This window comes from Sporosarcina koreensis (assembly GCF_042655825.1).
In the GTDB taxonomy this organism is placed as follows: Bacteria; Bacillota; Bacilli; order Bacillales_A; family Planococcaceae; genus Sporosarcina; species Sporosarcina koreensis.
In genome coordinates this window covers 16,074-34,238 of sequence record NZ_JBHSNP010000029.1, presented here as the reverse complement: position 1 = coordinate 34,238, position 18,165 = coordinate 16,074, and the positions used below count along the sequence as shown (strand labels likewise).

General features: G+C 40.1%; 16 protein-coding genes. 12 read left to right on the top strand and 4 right to left on the bottom strand.

What is annotated here, in order from left to right; all coding sequences use genetic code 11:
- Window positions 1-492 precede the first annotated feature (492 nt).
- From ACFPTP_RS16120 to ACFPTP_RS16090, 7 genes are all read left to right on the top strand, one after another.
- Window positions 493-1,347: a MurR/RpiR family transcriptional regulator gene (locus ACFPTP_RS16120; RefSeq protein WP_381446911.1), complete on the top strand. Its 855-nt coding sequence runs from the start codon at window positions 493-495 to the stop codon at window positions 1,345-1,347.
- 70 nt (window positions 1,348-1,417) lie between these two features.
- Window positions 1,418-2,119, top strand: coding sequence for a hypothetical protein (locus ACFPTP_RS16115; RefSeq protein ID WP_381446909.1), 702 nt, complete (start codon window positions 1,418-1,420; stop codon window positions 2,117-2,119).
- Between the two features lie 111 nt (window positions 2,120-2,230).
- On the top strand, window positions 2,231-3,676 hold the full coding sequence (locus tag ACFPTP_RS16110; protein ID WP_381446906.1) for a sodium:solute symporter family protein: 1,446 nt from the start codon (window positions 2,231-2,233) through the stop codon (window positions 3,674-3,676).
- 63 nt (window positions 3,677-3,739) lie between these two features.
- Window positions 3,740-4,540, top strand: coding sequence for an SDR family NAD(P)-dependent oxidoreductase (locus ACFPTP_RS16105; RefSeq protein WP_381446904.1), 801 nt, complete (start codon window positions 3,740-3,742; stop codon window positions 4,538-4,540).
- Window positions 4,541-4,566: 26 nt separating this feature from the next.
- A complete protein-coding gene (locus ACFPTP_RS16100) occupies window positions 4,567-5,718 on the top strand; it encodes a M20 family metallopeptidase (RefSeq protein ID WP_381446902.1) in 1,152 nt (383 codons plus the stop codon).
- Window positions 5,719-5,724: 6 nt separating this feature from the next.
- Window positions 5,725-7,479 carry a M28 family metallopeptidase gene (locus tag ACFPTP_RS16095; protein ID WP_381446900.1) on the top strand — a complete coding sequence of 585 codons (1,755 nt, stop codon included), beginning with the start codon at window positions 5,725-5,727 and terminating at the stop codon, window positions 7,477-7,479.
- Window positions 7,480-7,557: 78 nt separating this feature from the next.
- Window positions 7,558-8,577 carry a ketopantoate reductase family protein gene (locus ACFPTP_RS16090; protein WP_381446898.1) on the top strand — a complete coding sequence of 340 codons (1,020 nt, stop codon included), beginning with the start codon at window positions 7,558-7,560 and terminating at the stop codon, window positions 8,575-8,577.
- Between the two features lie 271 nt (window positions 8,578-8,848).
- Here the strand turns inward: ACFPTP_RS16090 and ACFPTP_RS16085 are convergent, their stop codons facing one another.
- On the bottom strand, window positions 8,849-9,031 hold the full coding sequence (locus tag ACFPTP_RS16085; protein ID WP_381446895.1) for a hypothetical protein: 183 nt from the start codon (window positions 9,029-9,031) through the stop codon (window positions 8,849-8,851).
- Window positions 9,032-9,227: 196 nt separating this feature from the next.
- Here ACFPTP_RS16085 and ACFPTP_RS16080 point away from each other — a divergent pair, with 196 nt between their 5' ends.
- Entirely contained in the window at window positions 9,228-10,166 is a 939-nt protein-coding gene (locus ACFPTP_RS16080) for a ParA family protein (protein WP_381446893.1), read from the top strand.
- An 8-nt stretch (window positions 10,167-10,174) separates the two neighbouring features.
- Window positions 10,175-10,573, top strand: a complete 399-nt coding sequence (locus ACFPTP_RS16075; RefSeq protein ID WP_381446890.1) for a hypothetical protein — start codon at window positions 10,175-10,177, stop codon at window positions 10,571-10,573.
- A gap of 39 nt (window positions 10,574-10,612) precedes the next feature.
- Here the strand turns inward: ACFPTP_RS16075 and ACFPTP_RS16070 are convergent, their stop codons facing one another.
- From ACFPTP_RS16070 to ACFPTP_RS16060, 3 genes are all read right to left on the bottom strand, one after another.
- On the bottom strand, window positions 10,613-11,482 hold the full coding sequence (locus ACFPTP_RS16070) for a hypothetical protein (protein ID WP_381446888.1): 870 nt from the start codon (window positions 11,480-11,482) through the stop codon (window positions 10,613-10,615).
- A gap of 350 nt (window positions 11,483-11,832) precedes the next feature.
- On the bottom strand, window positions 11,833-11,964 hold the full coding sequence (locus ACFPTP_RS16065; protein WP_381446886.1) for a hypothetical protein: 132 nt from the start codon (window positions 11,962-11,964) through the stop codon (window positions 11,833-11,835).
- Window positions 11,961-12,155, bottom strand: coding sequence for a hypothetical protein (locus ACFPTP_RS16060; RefSeq protein ID WP_381446883.1), 195 nt, complete (start codon window positions 12,153-12,155; stop codon window positions 11,961-11,963). The genes ACFPTP_RS16065 and ACFPTP_RS16060 overlap by 4 nt, the downstream gene beginning before the upstream one ends.
- A 308-nt stretch (window positions 12,156-12,463) precedes the next feature.
- Here ACFPTP_RS16060 and ACFPTP_RS16055 point away from each other — a divergent pair, with 308 nt between their 5' ends.
- From ACFPTP_RS16055 to ACFPTP_RS16045, 3 genes are all read left to right on the top strand, one after another.
- Window positions 12,464-12,961, top strand: a complete 498-nt coding sequence (locus tag ACFPTP_RS16055) for a GIY-YIG nuclease family protein (protein WP_381446880.1) — start codon at window positions 12,464-12,466, stop codon at window positions 12,959-12,961.
- A 699-nt stretch (window positions 12,962-13,660) separates the two neighbouring features.
- Window positions 13,661-14,380, top strand: a complete 720-nt coding sequence (locus ACFPTP_RS16050; RefSeq protein WP_381446878.1) for a DUF6904 family protein — start codon at window positions 13,661-13,663, stop codon at window positions 14,378-14,380.
- Window positions 14,381-14,697: 317 nt separating this feature from the next.
- Complete coding sequence (locus ACFPTP_RS16045) at window positions 14,698-18,069, top strand: S-layer homology domain-containing protein (RefSeq protein ID WP_381446876.1); 3,372 nt, start codon at window positions 14,698-14,700, stop codon at window positions 18,067-18,069.
- Window positions 18,070-18,165 lie beyond the last annotated feature (96 nt).

Below are 18,165 nucleotides of genomic sequence, written 5' to 3'. Positions count from 1 at the left end.
CAATCTTGTGAAGCGAAGTATGCTTTTTCGCTGCTGTGTACATTTCATTATGATTGGCAAATTGTGAGTACTCATTAAGGCAATGTGTCATTGATAATTCTTCCTTTACTCTCTATATAAAGGGGAGGGGTCAGCTCTTTCATGATATTGTTCCTATAACCCACAGGTTGAAGCGGCAACTTACGTATGGATAATTAAAAGCCGGCGGTTTTGAAGATGCTAAAGCAACTGTACATGTTATTAATCCAAGATAAAAAATTTATTTAACCTCATCACAATGGTGGGGTTTTTTAGTGTTCTTCAAGTCAAACAAAAACGTTTACCATTTCCGTAATTAACTATAGTAGGTTTGATTATTAATAGACTATTTAAAATAAAATATAAATTCATATTGAGTTTACTTTCAAAATGAGTTACCATGGGTTAAAGAATTATATGATTCTTCTAAATTTATTGGCGAAGCATATAATACATCATCTGGAGGAAGAAACTATGAATATTGAAGACATTATTAAGTCTAAATACGAGAAATTATCAGCTGGCCAAAAAAAAATAGCGGAGTATTTGCTGAATAACAAAATTGAATATGGCATGTCGACTGCGGCTCAATTGGCAAGAAAAGTGGATGTGAGTGAAACGACGATTATTCGGCTTTCTTATGCTCTTGGATTTGATAGCTTTACCCATATGCAGAAAGAGTTACAAAAACAGTTCTTGGAGGATGGTGAAAGGTTAAGTAATTCACAACAGTATCAGAGCTCGGACGATGCGAAAGGGGGATTGTTTCAATCCATCATTGAAAGGGATATTTCAATCCTGCAAAATATGTCAAATAATTTGAATGAAATGTTGTTATGGCAGACCGCTGATATTTTAATGGAAGCTGATGAAGTTAAAATTGCAGGCTTCCGAGCATCTTACACTTCTGCGCATTGGTTTTATTTGAAACTTAGCATGATGCGAGAAAATGTGAATTTAATCAATTCAGCAAGTCATAGCTTTCCAGAGCATTTACTGTTTAATCAGGATAAGAAAAATGTAATTGTGCTTTTATCTTTTCCTAGCTATGTCGCAGAAACTTTACGGATTGCAGAAATTGCAAAAAAACAAGGTGTGACAGTAATTGCGATTACGGATCGAGTTCTATCCTCAGTTGGCAGGATTGCAGATGTTTGTTTAACGACGGATATCAATGTAGCTTCGGAAAACTTGATTTCGGTTTCCTCGGTATTGAGTCTTTTGAACCTAGTTACTGCCGCAATAGAATCGAAATATGACAAGAAGGTATCAGACCGTGTGAAGAAAATAACACAAATGCATGCAAATAATAATTACTTCTTAGAGTAAATGAATTAAATAGGAAATCCATTATTTATGAAGTGGTTTCTATTTAAAAATGAAATTGGGGGGTTCATTTATGAAATTAAAAACGAGGTTCTTTATCTTATTTGTTTTTCTTATGACGATTATATTTGGTGATGTAGCGAAGGCTGCAGAATCCAATTCCGCCACCCTTGAAAAAGCGGAGATAAATATAATTTCTGACGGGGATGTTGGATATGAGGTTACCCAGAAAATAACAATCAATAATGTTGAAGAACTTACGGATGGAAGTATAGAACACACACTCTCATCAATAAACAATGTGGAAATTAGCAATCTCAAAGTTGTTTCGGACGGACATTCCTTAGAATTTACAACTGAGGAAAGTAAAGCGCTGGATAGATATTTCGTAACTGCTCCGGAAAATTCTAGTGGGAATTTTACTTATACAATCACTTACGAATTAATGCTAAAGCAAGGTGAATTTACTGTGCCAATTTTTGTGCCGCTGGTGCCTAGTCAGGGCAAAGGAAATATTGTAGCAATTAACTTCACCACAGCAGAAGGCAAAATAATTCAACGTAACTCCTTTCCAGTGTTGAAAAAAAGTGAAAAGAATGAGGTTACCAGTTATTTAATGAATGTCCCATCCCATGTCAATTATATTTTCGGCGATACAAAGAAGGTTTTTACGCTTTTCAACTTTGTCGGATGGACTTCGATTGCTGTGCTGGTGCTCATTGTTTCCGTATGGATACGATCAGAACTAAAAGCTGAAAAGGAGGTTGCGAACTAAAATGGGAGTTCCTTTTTGGAGTCTTGTCATCTTTGCAGTTGTGTTTCTAATGATGTATTTCGGATGGGCTTTATATAAAAATTCTAAAGAGGAATAGGGGGAGCTGGAGAAATGTTCGAAATCAGTCCGGAGTTTTACTATGTAATTATTGGATACTTCATTATGATTCTCGGAGTTGGTTGGTGGGCTGGAAGGGGAAACAAAACAAGTGAGGATCATCTAGTTGCGGGTAGATCTATCGGTCCAGTTATAGGGGGGGCTGCACTAGCAGCGACCCAAATGAGCGCTGGAACATTTGTTGGAACAATGGGGGTGCATTACTTAACAGGCGCCAGTTATATTTGGTTTTGGCCAGGACTCTGGCTTGGCTGGGTTGTCTCGGCAATATGGATTGCACCTAAGTTTCAAAAGTTCAAAGCCGTGACCGTTCCGGAGTATGTTGAAAAGAGATATAACACAAAAGCGGGCAAAGTAATTGCGGCAATTCTAATCATCGTAGCATATACAGTTTACTTGATTGCACAGTATGTTGCAGGCGGAATTGTAATGCAGAACATATTTGGGATCCCGATGGTGTGGGGAGCACTTATAACAATTGCAGTAACAATGGTTTATACATTAAAAGGCGGTATGAAGGCGACTGCCTACAGTGATTTTGTGCAAGCGATAATTATGGCGGGGTGTTTTCTTGCTGCAATTCCTTTGCTGTTTCATCAAGCGGGCGGGGTTAATTTTGTGGGTACCTTTCTCACGAACCTCGATGCAAGTATTACAGGGTGGCACTATGGCGTTAAGGATTTAATTGGATTTGGAGCAGCTTTTGGCTTTTCCATAGCGATTGCACCATATGAATTAGCGCGTATGTATACGCTGAAAAATGCTAAAACAGTTAGATTGGCAATTGGTTTTTCTTTCGTATTCCAAATGATTGTTGGAATCTCCGTGGCATTAGGTGGAATGGGAATGCGCGCATTATTTCCAGTGTTGAATAGTGGTGATAGTGCTTCTTCTATAATGGCCATTAATGTGTTGCCGCCAATCGTTGGCGCATTATTAATGGTTGCCATCCTTGCCTCCATTATGAGTACGGTCTCAGGAGTGATGATTGTTTCTTCTTCAGGAATTTCCCATGATATTTATGGACTGATGCGCCCTATGGCTACTGACAAACAAAAAATGAAAGTGAATAGGATAGCTGTTGTCATATTGGCTTTTATTCCACTAATATTCGCTTTGCGCCCGTTTGACATGGTTCAGTTCATTGTGATGGCGCAGGCTTCCATGGTTGCTAGTTTCTTCTTTGCTATTGTCCTGGTCGGATTAAACTGGAAGCGAGCGACAACTGCGGGGGCGTTAACTTCAATGATAGGCGGAGTAATTACCGTTTTAATTTGGCTATTTGTACTTCACAAGCCATATGGAATAAATGAAGTTATCCCGGGGTTAATCATCTCAACTATTTTACTTATAGTTGTAAGCTTGTTCACTAAACCTGTGCCTAAAGAAAGCCTGGAGCCGTTTTTCGGGGAAGAATTGAGTAATTCATCAGGGAAATAGATTACTAGTAAATAATAGGGGTCAGCTCTCTTGACCCCTTTAACTAATTCAGGAGGAGAGAGTATGAACAAAGAAATAGTTGGAAAAGTAGCGGTGATTACCGGGAGTGCAGCAGGAATAGGTAAAGGGATTGCTCAACATTTACTTGATATGGACTATAAACTGCTTCTTGTTGACCGTAACGAAAAGCAATTGCTTCAAACTGTTGATGAACTGAGGCAGCAAGGGGGAAGTGGCACAAATGTTCAATTCATTACTGGAGATCTAACAAGTATTTCATTTTGCAAAACTATCGTAAGTTTTGCCAAGGAAGAATTTGGGACGGTTGATGTATTAGTGAATTGTGCAGGGATATTTCCATCAAAACCCGCATTGCAAATTGAAGAAAGCGACTGGGATGCTGTTTATAATCTAAACGTGAAATCATTATTTTTCCTAACCCAAGAGGTAGTAGATTTCATGATTGCCAATAAGGTGAAGGATGGAAGTATCGTAAATATTACTTCAACTGCAAGTGAAGTCGCAAGACCTGGTGTCTCTCATTACTGTTCTTCTAAAGCTGCTGTAAAGATGCTCACCCAAGTATTGGCTCTCGAGTTTGCACCTTATGGCATCAGGGTTAATGCTGTTGGCCCAGGACTTGTTGAGACTGAAACATTGTTTAACACTTTGACGAATGAAGAAGCGATTAAAGAACATGAAGAAAAACTATCCTATTCACCTTTAAAACGTTCTGCAAAAATAGAGGAGATCGCTTCTGCAGTCGCCTTTCTCTCGGGGGACCAAGCGACATATATAACAGGTCAAAATCTTTTGGTTGACGGAGGTTATTCTGCCGGAAGAGTATATAAAACTTTTGGCTAATATATTTTAGAAAGAAGGAGTTTCTTATGCATCAAATATATGAGTTGTTAGAGCAAAAGAAAGAAACAATGTATGGATACCTTAAGGAAATTGTTGAAAAAGAATCCCATTCATATGACAAAGAATCTTTAGATATGCTAGCAAATTGGATTGCAGCAACATTTGAAGAGCTCACCGGGGGAAAGGCTGAAATCATTTCCAATGATCAATACGGAAACCATGTTAGAGGAGAGTTCGGAGAGGGAGATGGACAGATTCTTATCCTTGCCCATTTTGACACAGTCTGGCCAAAAGGGACATTGGAAAAAATCCCGTTTCAAATGACTGATGGCATTGCACGTGGTCCGGGTGTATTCGATATGAAAGGCGGCCTGATTCAGGGATTATTTGCATTGCATGCGCTTCAGGACTTGGGCCAAACACTTGATAAAAAAGTTGTTTTATTCTTTGATTCGGATGAAGAGATCGGAAATCCTTCTTCAAAGGAGTTAATTGAGAAGGAAGCTTCTAAAAGTGATGTGGTTTTTGTTCTTGAACCAGGGATGTCGAAGCTCGGATGTTTAAAAACGTCTAGAAAAGGTGTTGGAATATTTACTATTGAAGTGACGGGGGTACCTTCTCATGCTGGAATTGATCCAGAGGCAGGGAAAAGTGCAATAGAGGAATTGGCACACCAAACATTGTACTTGCACTCTCTCACAGATTTAGAACTTGGGACAACGTTGAATGTTGGGAAAATAACTGCAGGAACCGCTTCAAATGTCGTTGCTGAAAAGGCCTATGCAGAAGTGGATTTGAGAGTGAAAACCAAAGAAGAATATGAAAGAGTTCTGCCGCTTATATTAAACCTTCAACCTAAGATTGAAGGTGTCAAAGTTGAAGTGACTGGGGGCATTAATCGTTGGCCGTTAGAACGAACGGAGCAAGTTGCAGAGATGTTCGAAAAAGCCAAACAAATAGCTGAATCCAGTCTTGGATTTGAGTTGACGGAAATGGAAACGGGTGGAGGTAGTGATGGTAACCTGACAGCACCGTTTGCACCAACATTAGACGGACTTGGAGCGGTTGGAGACGGCGCACATGCTAATCATGAGTATCTTGTTCTGGATAAGATGACAGAAAGAAGTGCATTGTTGGCTCTGCTTTTACTGGAGTATGGGAGAGATAAGGAGGAATAGATCGAAATGGTAACTAAAATTCAACTTATTGATCGTGTAGATAAAAACAAGCTAATGGAGTTCACTGAAAATATATCCAAGGAAGTTCGATTGTCTGGCACAGAAGAAGAGTACCGGGCATTTCAATATGCGGAACAACAATTAAAAGAATTTGGTTTTGAAACAAGTTTGTATAAACGTATGGCGTACATTAGCCATCCGGGTGAAACATCTTTGCGTGTAAATGGTACTCCTTATCAATCAATTACACATGCAATGGCAGCATCTACACCTGAGGAAGGACTTCACACGGATTTGGTTTACGTTGGAGACGGAAGTGAAGGGAATTGGGCTGACGTCAAGGGTAAGGCAGTTGTAATTGACGGCTTGGCTATCCCAGGAGCAGTGAAAGCCGCCGAGCAGGCCGGAGCAATTGCAGCTGTCTTTATAAGTGCAGAATATAGGCATGAAATGATTGTCTCCACTGTTTGGGGAAATCCATCCATCAATCAGGTTAATGATTACCCAACGATTGCCGTACTTTCGGTGAATTTTGATGATGGTCAAAAAATCAAAGAAATGATACTCAATTCCGGAGAAACAGCTTGTGAAATAAAGGCGGTTGTTCATAAGTTCTGGGGTGAAATCCCAACCCTTATTGCGGAATATAAGGCAGATGAGCCTACCGATGAGTTTGTGCTTTTCTCAGGGCATATAGACTCATGGCATCATGGTGCAATGGACAATGGAACTGCAAATGCCACTATGCTTGAGATTGCAAGAATCATTGGTGAGCAAAAACCGACATTTCGACGTTCGCTTAGATTTGCTTTTTGGTCTGGACATTCTCATGGTCGATATGCTGGATCTACTTTATATGCTGATGAAAATTGGGAAGAGCTGCATGACAACTGTGTAATGCATGTAAATATTGATTCGGTTGGAGCTAAAGAATCCGTTGTTCTTTCAGAAGGAAATGCCATGGCGGAAACAAAATCGGTTGCTGCCAAAGCAATCAAAGAAATTGCAGGTGAAACATATAATTCCAGCCGTTTTGGGCGAGCGGGAGACCAGTCATTTTGGGGGCCGGGTGTACCTTCACTTTTGATGGGATTGTCTGAACAAAAACCAATGAACACACCCGCAATGGAAGCATTCTCAAAACTATTCGGTGATGGCAAGGGCGGCGGTTTTGGATGGTGGTGGCATACAACCGAAGATACTTTGGACAAGATCAGCCCAGAGTTTTTGCAAAGAGATTGCAAGATATACCTCTCTATTCTTTGGGATTTATGTACTTCCCGGCTTTTAGAAGTGAATCAGTTAAATGCCATTAAGGAAATTAACAGTTATCTCGATCAGTATCATGAAGCTATGCCTAACCATAAAGGGCTAGCCGAAACGAAGAAACGTGTCGAAGGCTTAAAAGAATTAATTAGACAAGTGGAAGATATAGTGAAAACAGCGGAAAATCTAACCGATTGCCAAGCTGAAGAATACAACAGGTGGAATATACGGGTGTCCAAAGGGTTGGTTCGTTTAAATTATGTCAACGAGGATGAATTTAATCATGATTCAGCGCTTGCACAACCCCCTCTTCCACTATTGGCGGTGGCATTGAAGTTCAAAAGCGTAAATTCAGATATGGCACGTTTCGCTATAGAGAATACACTGACTAGAAATACAAATAAGTTCAACTTCATTTTAAGAGGACTAATTTGCTCAACTGAAGAATATTTGGGGAGAATCAAAGAGGTGAAAAGTAAAGTCTCGTCTATTTGATTCTTATTGGGGAAAACATTGAATGTCCCTTAGGACTGCCAGGGATATATACCATGGAATATGAATGAGGGGGATAAAATGAATATTACTGTTATCGGTGCAGGAGCAATCGGAGGGGTTATTGGAGCCTACCTTGTAAAAGGCGGTTACAATGTTACCTTCATTGATAAAAATGAAGATCATGTTCATGCGATGAATGAAAACGGATTGACGATAATCGAGAAGGTTCAACAATTTACGGTTAAAGTTAAAGCGTTTACGGTAGATCAGTTTTTAGAAACAAGAGAAACGTTGGAGACTGTATTTTTAGCAGTTAAGGCACAACATACCGTTGAGGCGATAGAGTCTGTAAAAGATCGATTATCCGATGATTCTTATGTGGTCTCCTTTCAGAATGGATTATGCGAAGAGGAGATAGCTAGTGTAATTGGGATAGAGAAAACCATTGGATGCTTTGTTAATCTATTCGCAGATTATCTAGAGCCAGGGATCGTCGAATATGGAGGGGTTGGCAGCGTTTATCTTGGAGAATTGGATGGAAGAGAGAGTAAAAGACTTGCGGAGTTGATTGAAGTCTTAAGCAGTTGGGGAGATGCAAAATCAACAAATAATATTCAAGGATTTTTATGGAGTAAACTTGCGTATGGTGCTGTCCTTACAGCTACAGCAACAACAAATATGGAAATTGCCGATTTCTTTGAGGATGCAGTCTATTATCCATTAGTAACCTCAATAGCTATCGAGGTTTTACAAGTCGCCAATAAGAAAGGGATATTCACTGAATCCTTCGACGGGTGGACACCAAACATACTGTACCCTGAATATCAAAAAGAAAAGGTCGACGCCCAATTTTTAGAGCTAGCCAAAAAATTAAGAGGATATACAAAAACAAGAACAGGGATATGGCGTGATTTAGCGGTTAGAAAAAGAAAAACTGAAGTTCCCCAGCAATTAAATCCTGTTATTCTGGAAGGGGAAAAGTTAGGTTTATCGTTGCCCCTTCTAACGAGACTTGTAGAAATGATAAATGAAATTGAGGAAGGAAAACGACCTCTTCAATCTGAAAATCTGGAAGAACTGGAGTTGGCTTTTAAGTGACATTTTCCCCGCGAGTGTTGCCAATTATGTAGCCAAAATGACTTATGTATGATTATCATTTTAGTAAAAGACGTCTTCCGTTGACCAGAACTAGGTCGATGATATGGAGGGCGTCTTTTCTTTTTTTTGCGTACGTTGTTCGAGTCAGGGAAGCTTTCTTCTGTTATCGGATAGTTATTCGCCTGCCGATAAAGCTTCCTTATATAGCCTAGTTTTTGCATTCATCAACAAAAAAAGTGGGGGAATCCACTTCTTTAAGGTAATAATTAATTTATTGCTCTTTGATTTCCTTTATCAACGCATCATATTTATCAAAAATTGCCCGTACTTTCTCCTCAAATCGTTTTCGATCCTCTTCCACTTCGTCCTCCTCTTTATTTTTATTGATTAACGCATCGTATTTATCGCTAACTGCCTGTAATTTTTTCTCCATTCGGTTTTGCTCTTCATCCATTGTGCCCTCTCCTCAATAAGAGTTCTATAATGCCCTCTGAAGCTATGCTATGCGAAGTGAATGCATATAGTTTCCAGACCAGTAATAAGGTATATTATCCTGAGTCAGTTGACACTCATCAATTATCCATTTATAGATTCACTAGTAAAAAGCCGCAACCTTACCTCAGGGAACATAGTGATGGGGGAAGTGTGATATGGGGAAAGTCATTAGCTTGATAAATTGGAAAGGCGGAGTAGGGAAGTCAACACTGACGTTACATCTCGGGGTAGGCTTGCAAAAAATCACAAATAAGCGGGTCTTGCTAGTTGACTTGGACCCGCAATGTAATCTATCGTTCCTGGCGCTAGGTGTAGAGAGTTATTATGAAAGTGTTTATGAAAGAGGCATGGCAACATTAAAGGATGTCTTTGATGGCTATTTTAATGACAAAAACGTTGATGGTTCTAGCGTTACTCATGAGAAGTTGGTGAATGATTCGCCTAGTAGCGCCTTTGATAAAATTGACATGATTTTATCCCATCAAGATTTAGTGTTGATGGATCTTATACTTGCCCGTTCTCAAAAGAAAGGGAAAGATCATAAGGAAGTTACGAGAAATGAAATTGAAAAACTTTCGATTCTTAAAACCTTATTAGACCAAGTTAAAGATGATTATGAATACGTGTTATTGGATTGTCCGCCAAACGTCAATACCGTGACGCAGAATGCATTTTATGCAAGTGATTATTTTGTAGTCCCCGTAAAGCCGGATTTTCTTTCGACAACCGGTATTTCATTAATCGTTAAATATATGGATAAATTTAATGCTGACTTTGAAAGGATGCATGATTACGCAGAAATGCCGGGCCCGTATGTACATACTAAATTTGGCGGGATTATTTTTAATATGGTTGATGAGTATAAAAATGAACCTAAGGCCACTCACTTCGAGACAATACAAACAGTGTCTGCTCAACATACTGGAAAAACTTTCGACCGATACATCACGAATGGAGACGGCATAGCAGTAGCGGCATCTGTTAATCTCCCCGTGTACTCTTTCAAATATCTATCGCGTTCCCGTGACAATGCCGCGAAACAATCAATTTATTTTAGTAATCTCACCGAGGAATTTATTGGGAAGTTGGTATGAGGTGTCGAATGAAATCAAAAGAATTGGCAAGTTTATTGCGTAAAACGGCGGATATTTTGGATTGCTTCGAAGGTCAAAAGTTTGATGAAGCATTGGATGCGATCCTTCAATTAGTAAAGCAAAATAGCACATTTCAAAAAGAAGTAACTAAGCGTAAAAAAGACGACGAAACGATAGACTACACAAACATAATCACGAATATGTATCAAATGAGCGGTGAAGAACTGAACGTTTATTTATCAACAAACAATGCTTTGAAAACTAAAAAAAGCCTTCTGGCATTAGCAAAGGAATTGTCCCTATCCACGTCCACAAGGCAAACAAAAGACGTCATACAGCATAGTATTATTAAATATTTTGAGCGCCGGAAAATGGATGACTTTATTAGGACAGAGCGGAATAGGTAAGTTAAAAGCCAAGAGATCGCTCTCTTGGCTACTTTTTTCTTATAGATTGGCGTTAACCTGCATAATCGTTTGAATTAACATACCGATCGTTTGGCTTTTAAACGCTTCAGGAGCAGATTCACCGGTAGGGTTAACCCAGTTGTATTTGCCTGTTACATTGTCATACGTAAATCCGTTATCCGCAAAGTATTGTTTTAATGAATCGGGCACTTCTTTTGTTCCTGTTACTTGTTCCCAGTAATCTGTTGTGTAGACATACAGCTCAACGTCATCATGGCTGGATGAAATCACTAACATATCCGTTGGTGTATTAATGATCCATGTACCTTTAGAGTTAATGCCAAGTTGCAGTCCTGCTATTCCAGAAATACCGTCAAGATTTATTCCAAAGATTTGATTAATCAACACACGGATTTCAGGACCAGTTAAAGGGTAATCATGGGCTTTGATATACGCTTGCATTACTTTCACTTTTGGTAGATCCATGATTTCCGCATCAGTAAGTTTTTCGGAATCACGAAGGGTTTCCATAATAGCGGCGGCATAACTATTTAGCTTATTACCGTAATTGTTTTTGGAAACCTCGTGTAAATCGATGTTAAATACACCCTGAACAGCTTTCTGAACTTCATTCCCTTTTACTTTTTTACCGAAGGATTCAAGGTACTTATCCATTACTTCTACTTGTGGCATGGATTCAATTTTAGTATCAATTTCAGTAGAGTGTTTGTTAACGCCGAAACTTTCACGAACTGCTTCCATCACTTTTTTAGGATATTTCGTTGCTTGCTGTTGTGTACTGTATGTATGAATGCTTTCAGCCTGAACCATTCCTGTTCCTGCACTAGTGGAAAGAACCATTACTGTTAAAAGTGTGCTTACGATTAGTTTTTTTGTTATTGTTTTCAAATTGTTGCCCCCCTGGCTGTTATTTTCACCTTTTATCTTTTGATGGTGTCTATTAAAATATACCATAGATTGGCAACATTGCTAGTTCGCGCTCGTATAAAAGGTTACGCGCTCATAAATCCGCTCCGGCGCTCGTAAAAAGAATTCTGCGCTCGTATAATCCCGTTCACGCTCGTAAATTAGAATTCGTTCTCGTAAATATGAATACACGCTCGTAAAACTGCGTTGCACTTATAAATAGCTGCTGCGTAAGTCATATGAACATCACTCATAGAAAATCCCTCTCTGACCATCAAACATTTGAGAAGGTCCGGTTGTTACGAGAGGTTCCTTATCTCAGCGGAAAGAATTTATTCCTCTTCGAATTCCTTGATTAACGCTTCGTATTTATCACGAACTGCTTGTAATTTCTCCTCAAATCGTTTTCGATCCTCTTCCAAGATTTCATCATACGTCTTGCGTTTTCGCAGGGCTTCTTTCACCTTTTCGTGCAGGCTTCACCCTCCCCTTCATCCTCCTCTTTGATATTCCTAATTAATGCATCGTATTTATCACGAATGGCCTGTAGCTTTTTCTCCATTCGTTTTTGTTCCTCATCCACGATCACCCTTGCCGTTTTACGGTTGAATCTTGGGGTTATCTGTTTCGCGGGCTTTTCCAGGTTTTCATCCATCCTGTGCATCCTCCTAAAGGAAATTTTTATAGCGCCTTATCCATTTAATGCGTTAACGTCATTAATTGGAACTTGAATATCGTTATTCACCGAAGGTATTTATATTAACTTGCTCAACAGTTGGCGGAAACTTCTTAGCTAAGGAAAAGCGATAAAAAGGTAAATGCCCAGATAAAATCGCTTTTTAGGTCTAACGGTTAGTAAATAGTTGGACCAAACTGTTGATTAAGCAGGGCTTCTTTCTCCTAACGTCGAATATTAAAAGTGAAGGTATGAATCTATGTATGATGTTTTTTTGGGGGGAGGGTTTGGAGTATCAACATATGAAACTGATCCATCTTGAGTGGACAGGCCCATATACGCTAGAGAATCTTACTGATCTGATGGATGAGGAAACGGACTATGGGATCTATCAAGTCTATGGGAAGCATCCCATATATGGCAGCAACGTATTGCTGTATATCGGCAAGGCCGATCTGCAAACGATTGGTAAAAGAATATCGCAGGAGAATTGGTGGAATACGAACGATTCCGGTAGACATTTGATATATGCTGGCCGTTTGATGGGAGAACAAACTCCAGAAGAAATAGACTGGTCAATTGAAATTGATTTGGCTGAGAAATTGTTAATATACGGCCATAAGCCCGCCTATAATTCCAAAAACCTGTCGAATATTCTTCATGTAAATTTGCAAGATATCCATATTCTGAATTGGGGATCCTACCGTGATCTTTTCCCGGAAGTTTCGGGGTTGCGATGGACGAGTAAATTGGATGATTTGGAACATGAAATTTATAGCTTATGATGGGGAATACCCTTGAATCGTGATGCGAATAAACACATTGTATGCGTGAATTAACTAAGGTATATTGTTTATTTTTACTTAAACAGAGGGTGTCGGTTAAATAACCGACACCCTCTGTTATAGATACCATTTTACTTTTATCTCCGCTATTAATCCTATTTCTGAGTGTAAAATAAGAAAAGCACGCCCATAGGCATGCTTTCCCTAAATCCACTATTCCTCTTTCTATCTCTTGAGTCTAACATGTCCACATCGAATGCATTTGTTGGAATAATAGTCCATCCGATGGTATCCGGATAGCTTGCACATCCATTTCCCCCACAACTTGGCCATGAGATACCCCTTTCCTGAATTGAGACTGTGTGTAAAAAGATTTATTGTTTATGAATGATGATACTTCTATTATACAACTTCTATACTTAATTACCTAGATAATTTAGAAATTAATTATCGGGAGAATACGACTCCGTATTTCGACCTAAAACGACAACTGCTATTGATAGCATAGGAATTCATGGTATTGTAGCGGGTAAACAATGAGCAAAGAGAACGGTAAAAGCCTGTAGTGTATTAAAAGAATAAATGATATGGTTCAGATAGATTACAATATTAGGATGTAAGGTAGTTTTATAGACCTATTTCAATTGGGGTGTTACTATATACATCTGTAATATAGATTATTTGAGGAGAGAACTATAGATGATATGGTTGGAAAATACACCAAATTACGCGGGGGCCTATCTTTCGGGCGATCGAAACGATTTTGTTTCTTTGAATGAAGCGATCCATTTGGTTGTTGGGGAAGAGGGAGAATACCCGGGTTATGAGCTGGTGAGGCTTCGCATCCTGAATCTTTGTAACGAATTGAATCAAGCGGCGAAGGGACAAAAGGAAGTAATCTTAGTGCCGAATGGTCTGGAACGGATGAATAGGAGTAGACTTTCAATCGATTCTAAGGAGAACAATATGTACTTTCGAATCCGGATACTTTGGCCGGAATTATTGTTTCTCGGGTTTGTGTTGAATGATTTCATAGAACTGTCAGCAAAACATAGACAGCATTTCTGGGACACTACACCAGCTCGGATCCGCCTCTTTCAATCTGTCATAGGTGAATGGCTTGAGAATACAGTAGGAGAAAGTAAATTTAGGCTGTTAAAGAGTTCATTGACTCCCAGTTTTATTGGATATTATCAAAACTTTGTCACCCAATATATTGATCACCTTAACATTGAATTTCTCAAAATGGACAAAGAGAAGCGGTTGGCTAACGTTAGCATTGCGGCCAAACGAGTTGCCAACAAGGATGCCAAGTATATAAAAATTAAAAGGCAGATAGAGAAGCTTGCCGTTAAAGATGGGATGTCGCCAAATACCGTTGAATATCCCGGGAGCTACCCTGAAGATATTCAATGGTAAGGATGTCAACGAACAACCAGTCATCCGACGAACACAAAATTCGTGAGGATGGGTGGTTGTTTTTCATTTATTCCGCCGTGCTGCATCAGACTTGATCTCCTAATTTGTCGTCTTTCCATGGCAAAGGTCCTGTCACTAAAACCAATCCACGACTATATAATGATAATTGGAATAACAAACCACTTGTCCACTTATATTAAACGAAGGAATGCAATCAATACTAGTTTGCAAGTAAAAAATGTTTCGAAGAATCAGTGTAACTTTCATTGATTTCTATCGTCTAATTTCAGGAATGAACAAATTAGGAGGTAAACTGTTTGGTCAATAAACATAAAAACGTTAAGCTGTTGACGTCAGCTGCCGTGCTGACGAGTGCGATTGTTGCACCTGCTGTTGTTTCTGCCGCTCCAACGTATTTCAAGGATGTCCCGCCCTCTCATGTCGCTTACGATTCCATCATGTATATGTCAGGCAAGGGCATTATTAACGGGTATGCCGACGGGACTTTCCGTCCTTCTGAAAAGGTGACCCGCGGCCAGGCTGCGAAGATTTTGGCGATTTCATTGAATTTGGATCTGAACAATGTCCGCAATCCTCATTTCCGTGATGTCCCAACATCCCATGGGTTTTACAAGTACGTTGCGGCACTGTACGAGGCAGGCATCATCGATGGGTACTCGAACGGCAATTTCGGAGTGGATGATCCGCTGAACCGTGGACAGATGGCGAAGATTTTGGCCCTCGCGTATCAGTTCGAAAAGCAGCCATTACGTACAGCGAAATTCACGGATGTCCCTCCAAATGCATTTTACTCTGTTTACTTGCAGTCCCTGATTGACAACAAAATCACATTCGGGATCACGCCTACCCGATTTGCACCCAACCAATATGTAGATCGCGGGCAAATGGCGATGTTCGTACACCGGGGCGAACTGGCAAACAACCGGACGGATACAGTGACTGCGACGATTTCAACCTTTGATGGGTACTCGCTGCAAACTGACAAGGGCTATTACGACATTCCTGCGTCCTTGCGCTATTTCTTCACTTCCCAAAACCGCGATGCTTTAAGAAATGCAAAAATATCTTTCCAACATGACAAGGGCGCCATCTCGACCATCACACAACTTGAACTCAGGAACTCCGGAACCTCGTCAAATATGATCACCTTATACGGAAACAACGCAACCTTGAACGGCAACCTGGTCATCGATGCCGATTATCTCAATGTCAGGGATCTGACGGTCAATAAAAACCTGAGCTTCAGTTCCGGGACACAAAATACGTTCACCGCAGATGCACTGAACATTAAAGGTTCTACAACCAGCAACGAATACACTTCCAATCGAACGCTAAACCTCACATTCAATAACTCCACACTAAATACCGTACAACTATCCAAATCCAACACGAATTTCACACTTTCCAACAGGTCTTTCGCACAGTCCATTACAATGAAGGCAAACGGCACGTTCAGAACAAATGATACGTCCCGAGTCAATAAGGTCTCTTTAGAGGGCTCAATGACCGAAGCCGCAATCTATTCAAGCGTCCCTGAACTTTCGGTCTCCACGACAAAGGACGTTACATTGAATGGAGCAGGTACGTTTACAAACTTCAACATCCTGACAAACCGCCTTGTGACAATCAATACAGCCGGAACCATCTCATCGCTCGACATTCCACGTGATGGCTATGTGAACATAAGCTCGCAAACATGGGTGTCCAATGTCCTTATTCCGTGGAATACGTCCATTAAGAATGTCATCCGGAATTACGATTCAGCAAAGTACCGGATTGAACGCATCAATGGAGTGAAAAATCCGGATCAGACGCCTCCTTATGAGCCGCCCGTCTACAACGACATCACGATCCGGACTGCAAGTATGGACGCCAATGGAGTCATCTCCATGACATTCGACCAAAACCCTACGAAGTACAAGATGGCAACGAAAACGCCTATGTATTCAAAAGATGTGAAAACAAACCAAACCGTAGAACTTGCGAATCTATCCATTGGGAATGGAACCTACACGAGCGGCCAAGCAGGAACATTCACTTGGGATGAAGGAAAGACCAAATACTCCACTTCCTACTCGACAGTCGGTTCGAATGGCAACTGGAAGACGATTAAATTCTATGAGGATATCCGCTTAAAGAACAAGGTATTTGAAATCACTTACCGGGTCAGCAGTTCGGGGTTGGAAGTTGATACTGATTTTACGGACGATACATCAACTTTCCTGAATAACTCTACATTATATGTCGCAGGCACAAAAGGATCGTATACATCCATTGCCGGATCGAAAATTTCTGTTCCGACAGGTACAATTACGAATGAAACCGAATTACAGAGAGCACTCTCCTCGAAGGTCCCGGAAATAACGATTTCCAGAGACGTCACGATTACAAAACCCATAACGATCAACTATCCAAATGTAAAGATTCAAGCGATCAATGGAGCGACCCTTAAAGTTGCTGATGGATTTAGGTACAAAGCTGAAGAAGCTGCCATCACATTTGAAGAAAATGCAAAGAATGCAAAATGTATGAACCTGAAGCTAGTCGGACACTCCAGCACTCGGGGCCATGGAATACTCGTCTATTCCGACAACGTTACATTTGAAAATGCTGAGGTCACGAACTTTGAAGGATATAATATCGTTGCCGACAACGCTTCATCTATTACGTTGAATAAAGTGAAGCTATCCAATTCCATTAAAGGCGGTTTGCACGTCTACACATCCAGAACCTCCTCCCCAACTACAGTCAATTTAACCAACGTTGAAACAATGAATAATCAACTTGGTGGGATTAATGTAGTTGCGGATCGAGGAAGCAGTAAAATTATCATTAATGGAAAAGACAATCAGCATAATGACCAATATAAAGGTGTACCAGCTCCTGCATTTTGGATGGAGGGGAATGGAGATTTCGAGTTTAAACTTACAGACTTACATCTCTACACGAAAACACAAAACGGCTATTACCACATTGACAATGAACTGGAGTTTTCACACGTTGCCACACAACTAGCCAAAACTGAGAAACAGACTCCCAAATTGAACATAGCCAACAATTTCACAACCAACAAACCGCTCCAACTTAATGAAGCCATCATCATTAACGGGAATGGAAAAACGCTAACTCTTAATTCAAAAGGAGATCCAAAGAAGAATGCCGAAGGACTTTTGATCAGCTCTTCAGTCGTCATTGACAACCTGAACTTCACCTCCGGAAATGACATGAAGGATCATCTGATTGAAGTGAACGGAAATGGAGCTTCATTAGCACTATCAAACGCAACGCTAAAAGATTCCACGTTAGGCGCAATATATGTAGGGAACTCCGATAAGAAAGAAGCAAAAGAGAAACTGATCCTAAAAGGCAATATTACATTTGCTAACAATGTATTGGGTGGAGTGGGAGCAACGAATGGAGTAACGATAACTGCAAAAGAAGCGAAAATCACGTACAATCCTTCCAAAAATACAAACAATGTTGTCTATAAAAATGCGAATCGAAAAGGAAGCATTAGAGTAGAGCCAATCTTCTGGGCAGACTCTCTAGATGTGCAATTCGAACTACCAAATGGATTCAATAAGTACGAGGTATTCAGGGATAAGAAAAATAACAAGATCTTATCCGATGAAAGAAATCCTGCTACAGAGATTATTTATAGTAGATGATTTTTATGGCCTTCCCGCTTTTCAGCGGGAAGGCCTTTCTGCGGTGCAGAGTTCATAAAGACGCAATATTCCTCGTACCGGTATTTATTGTCTAAA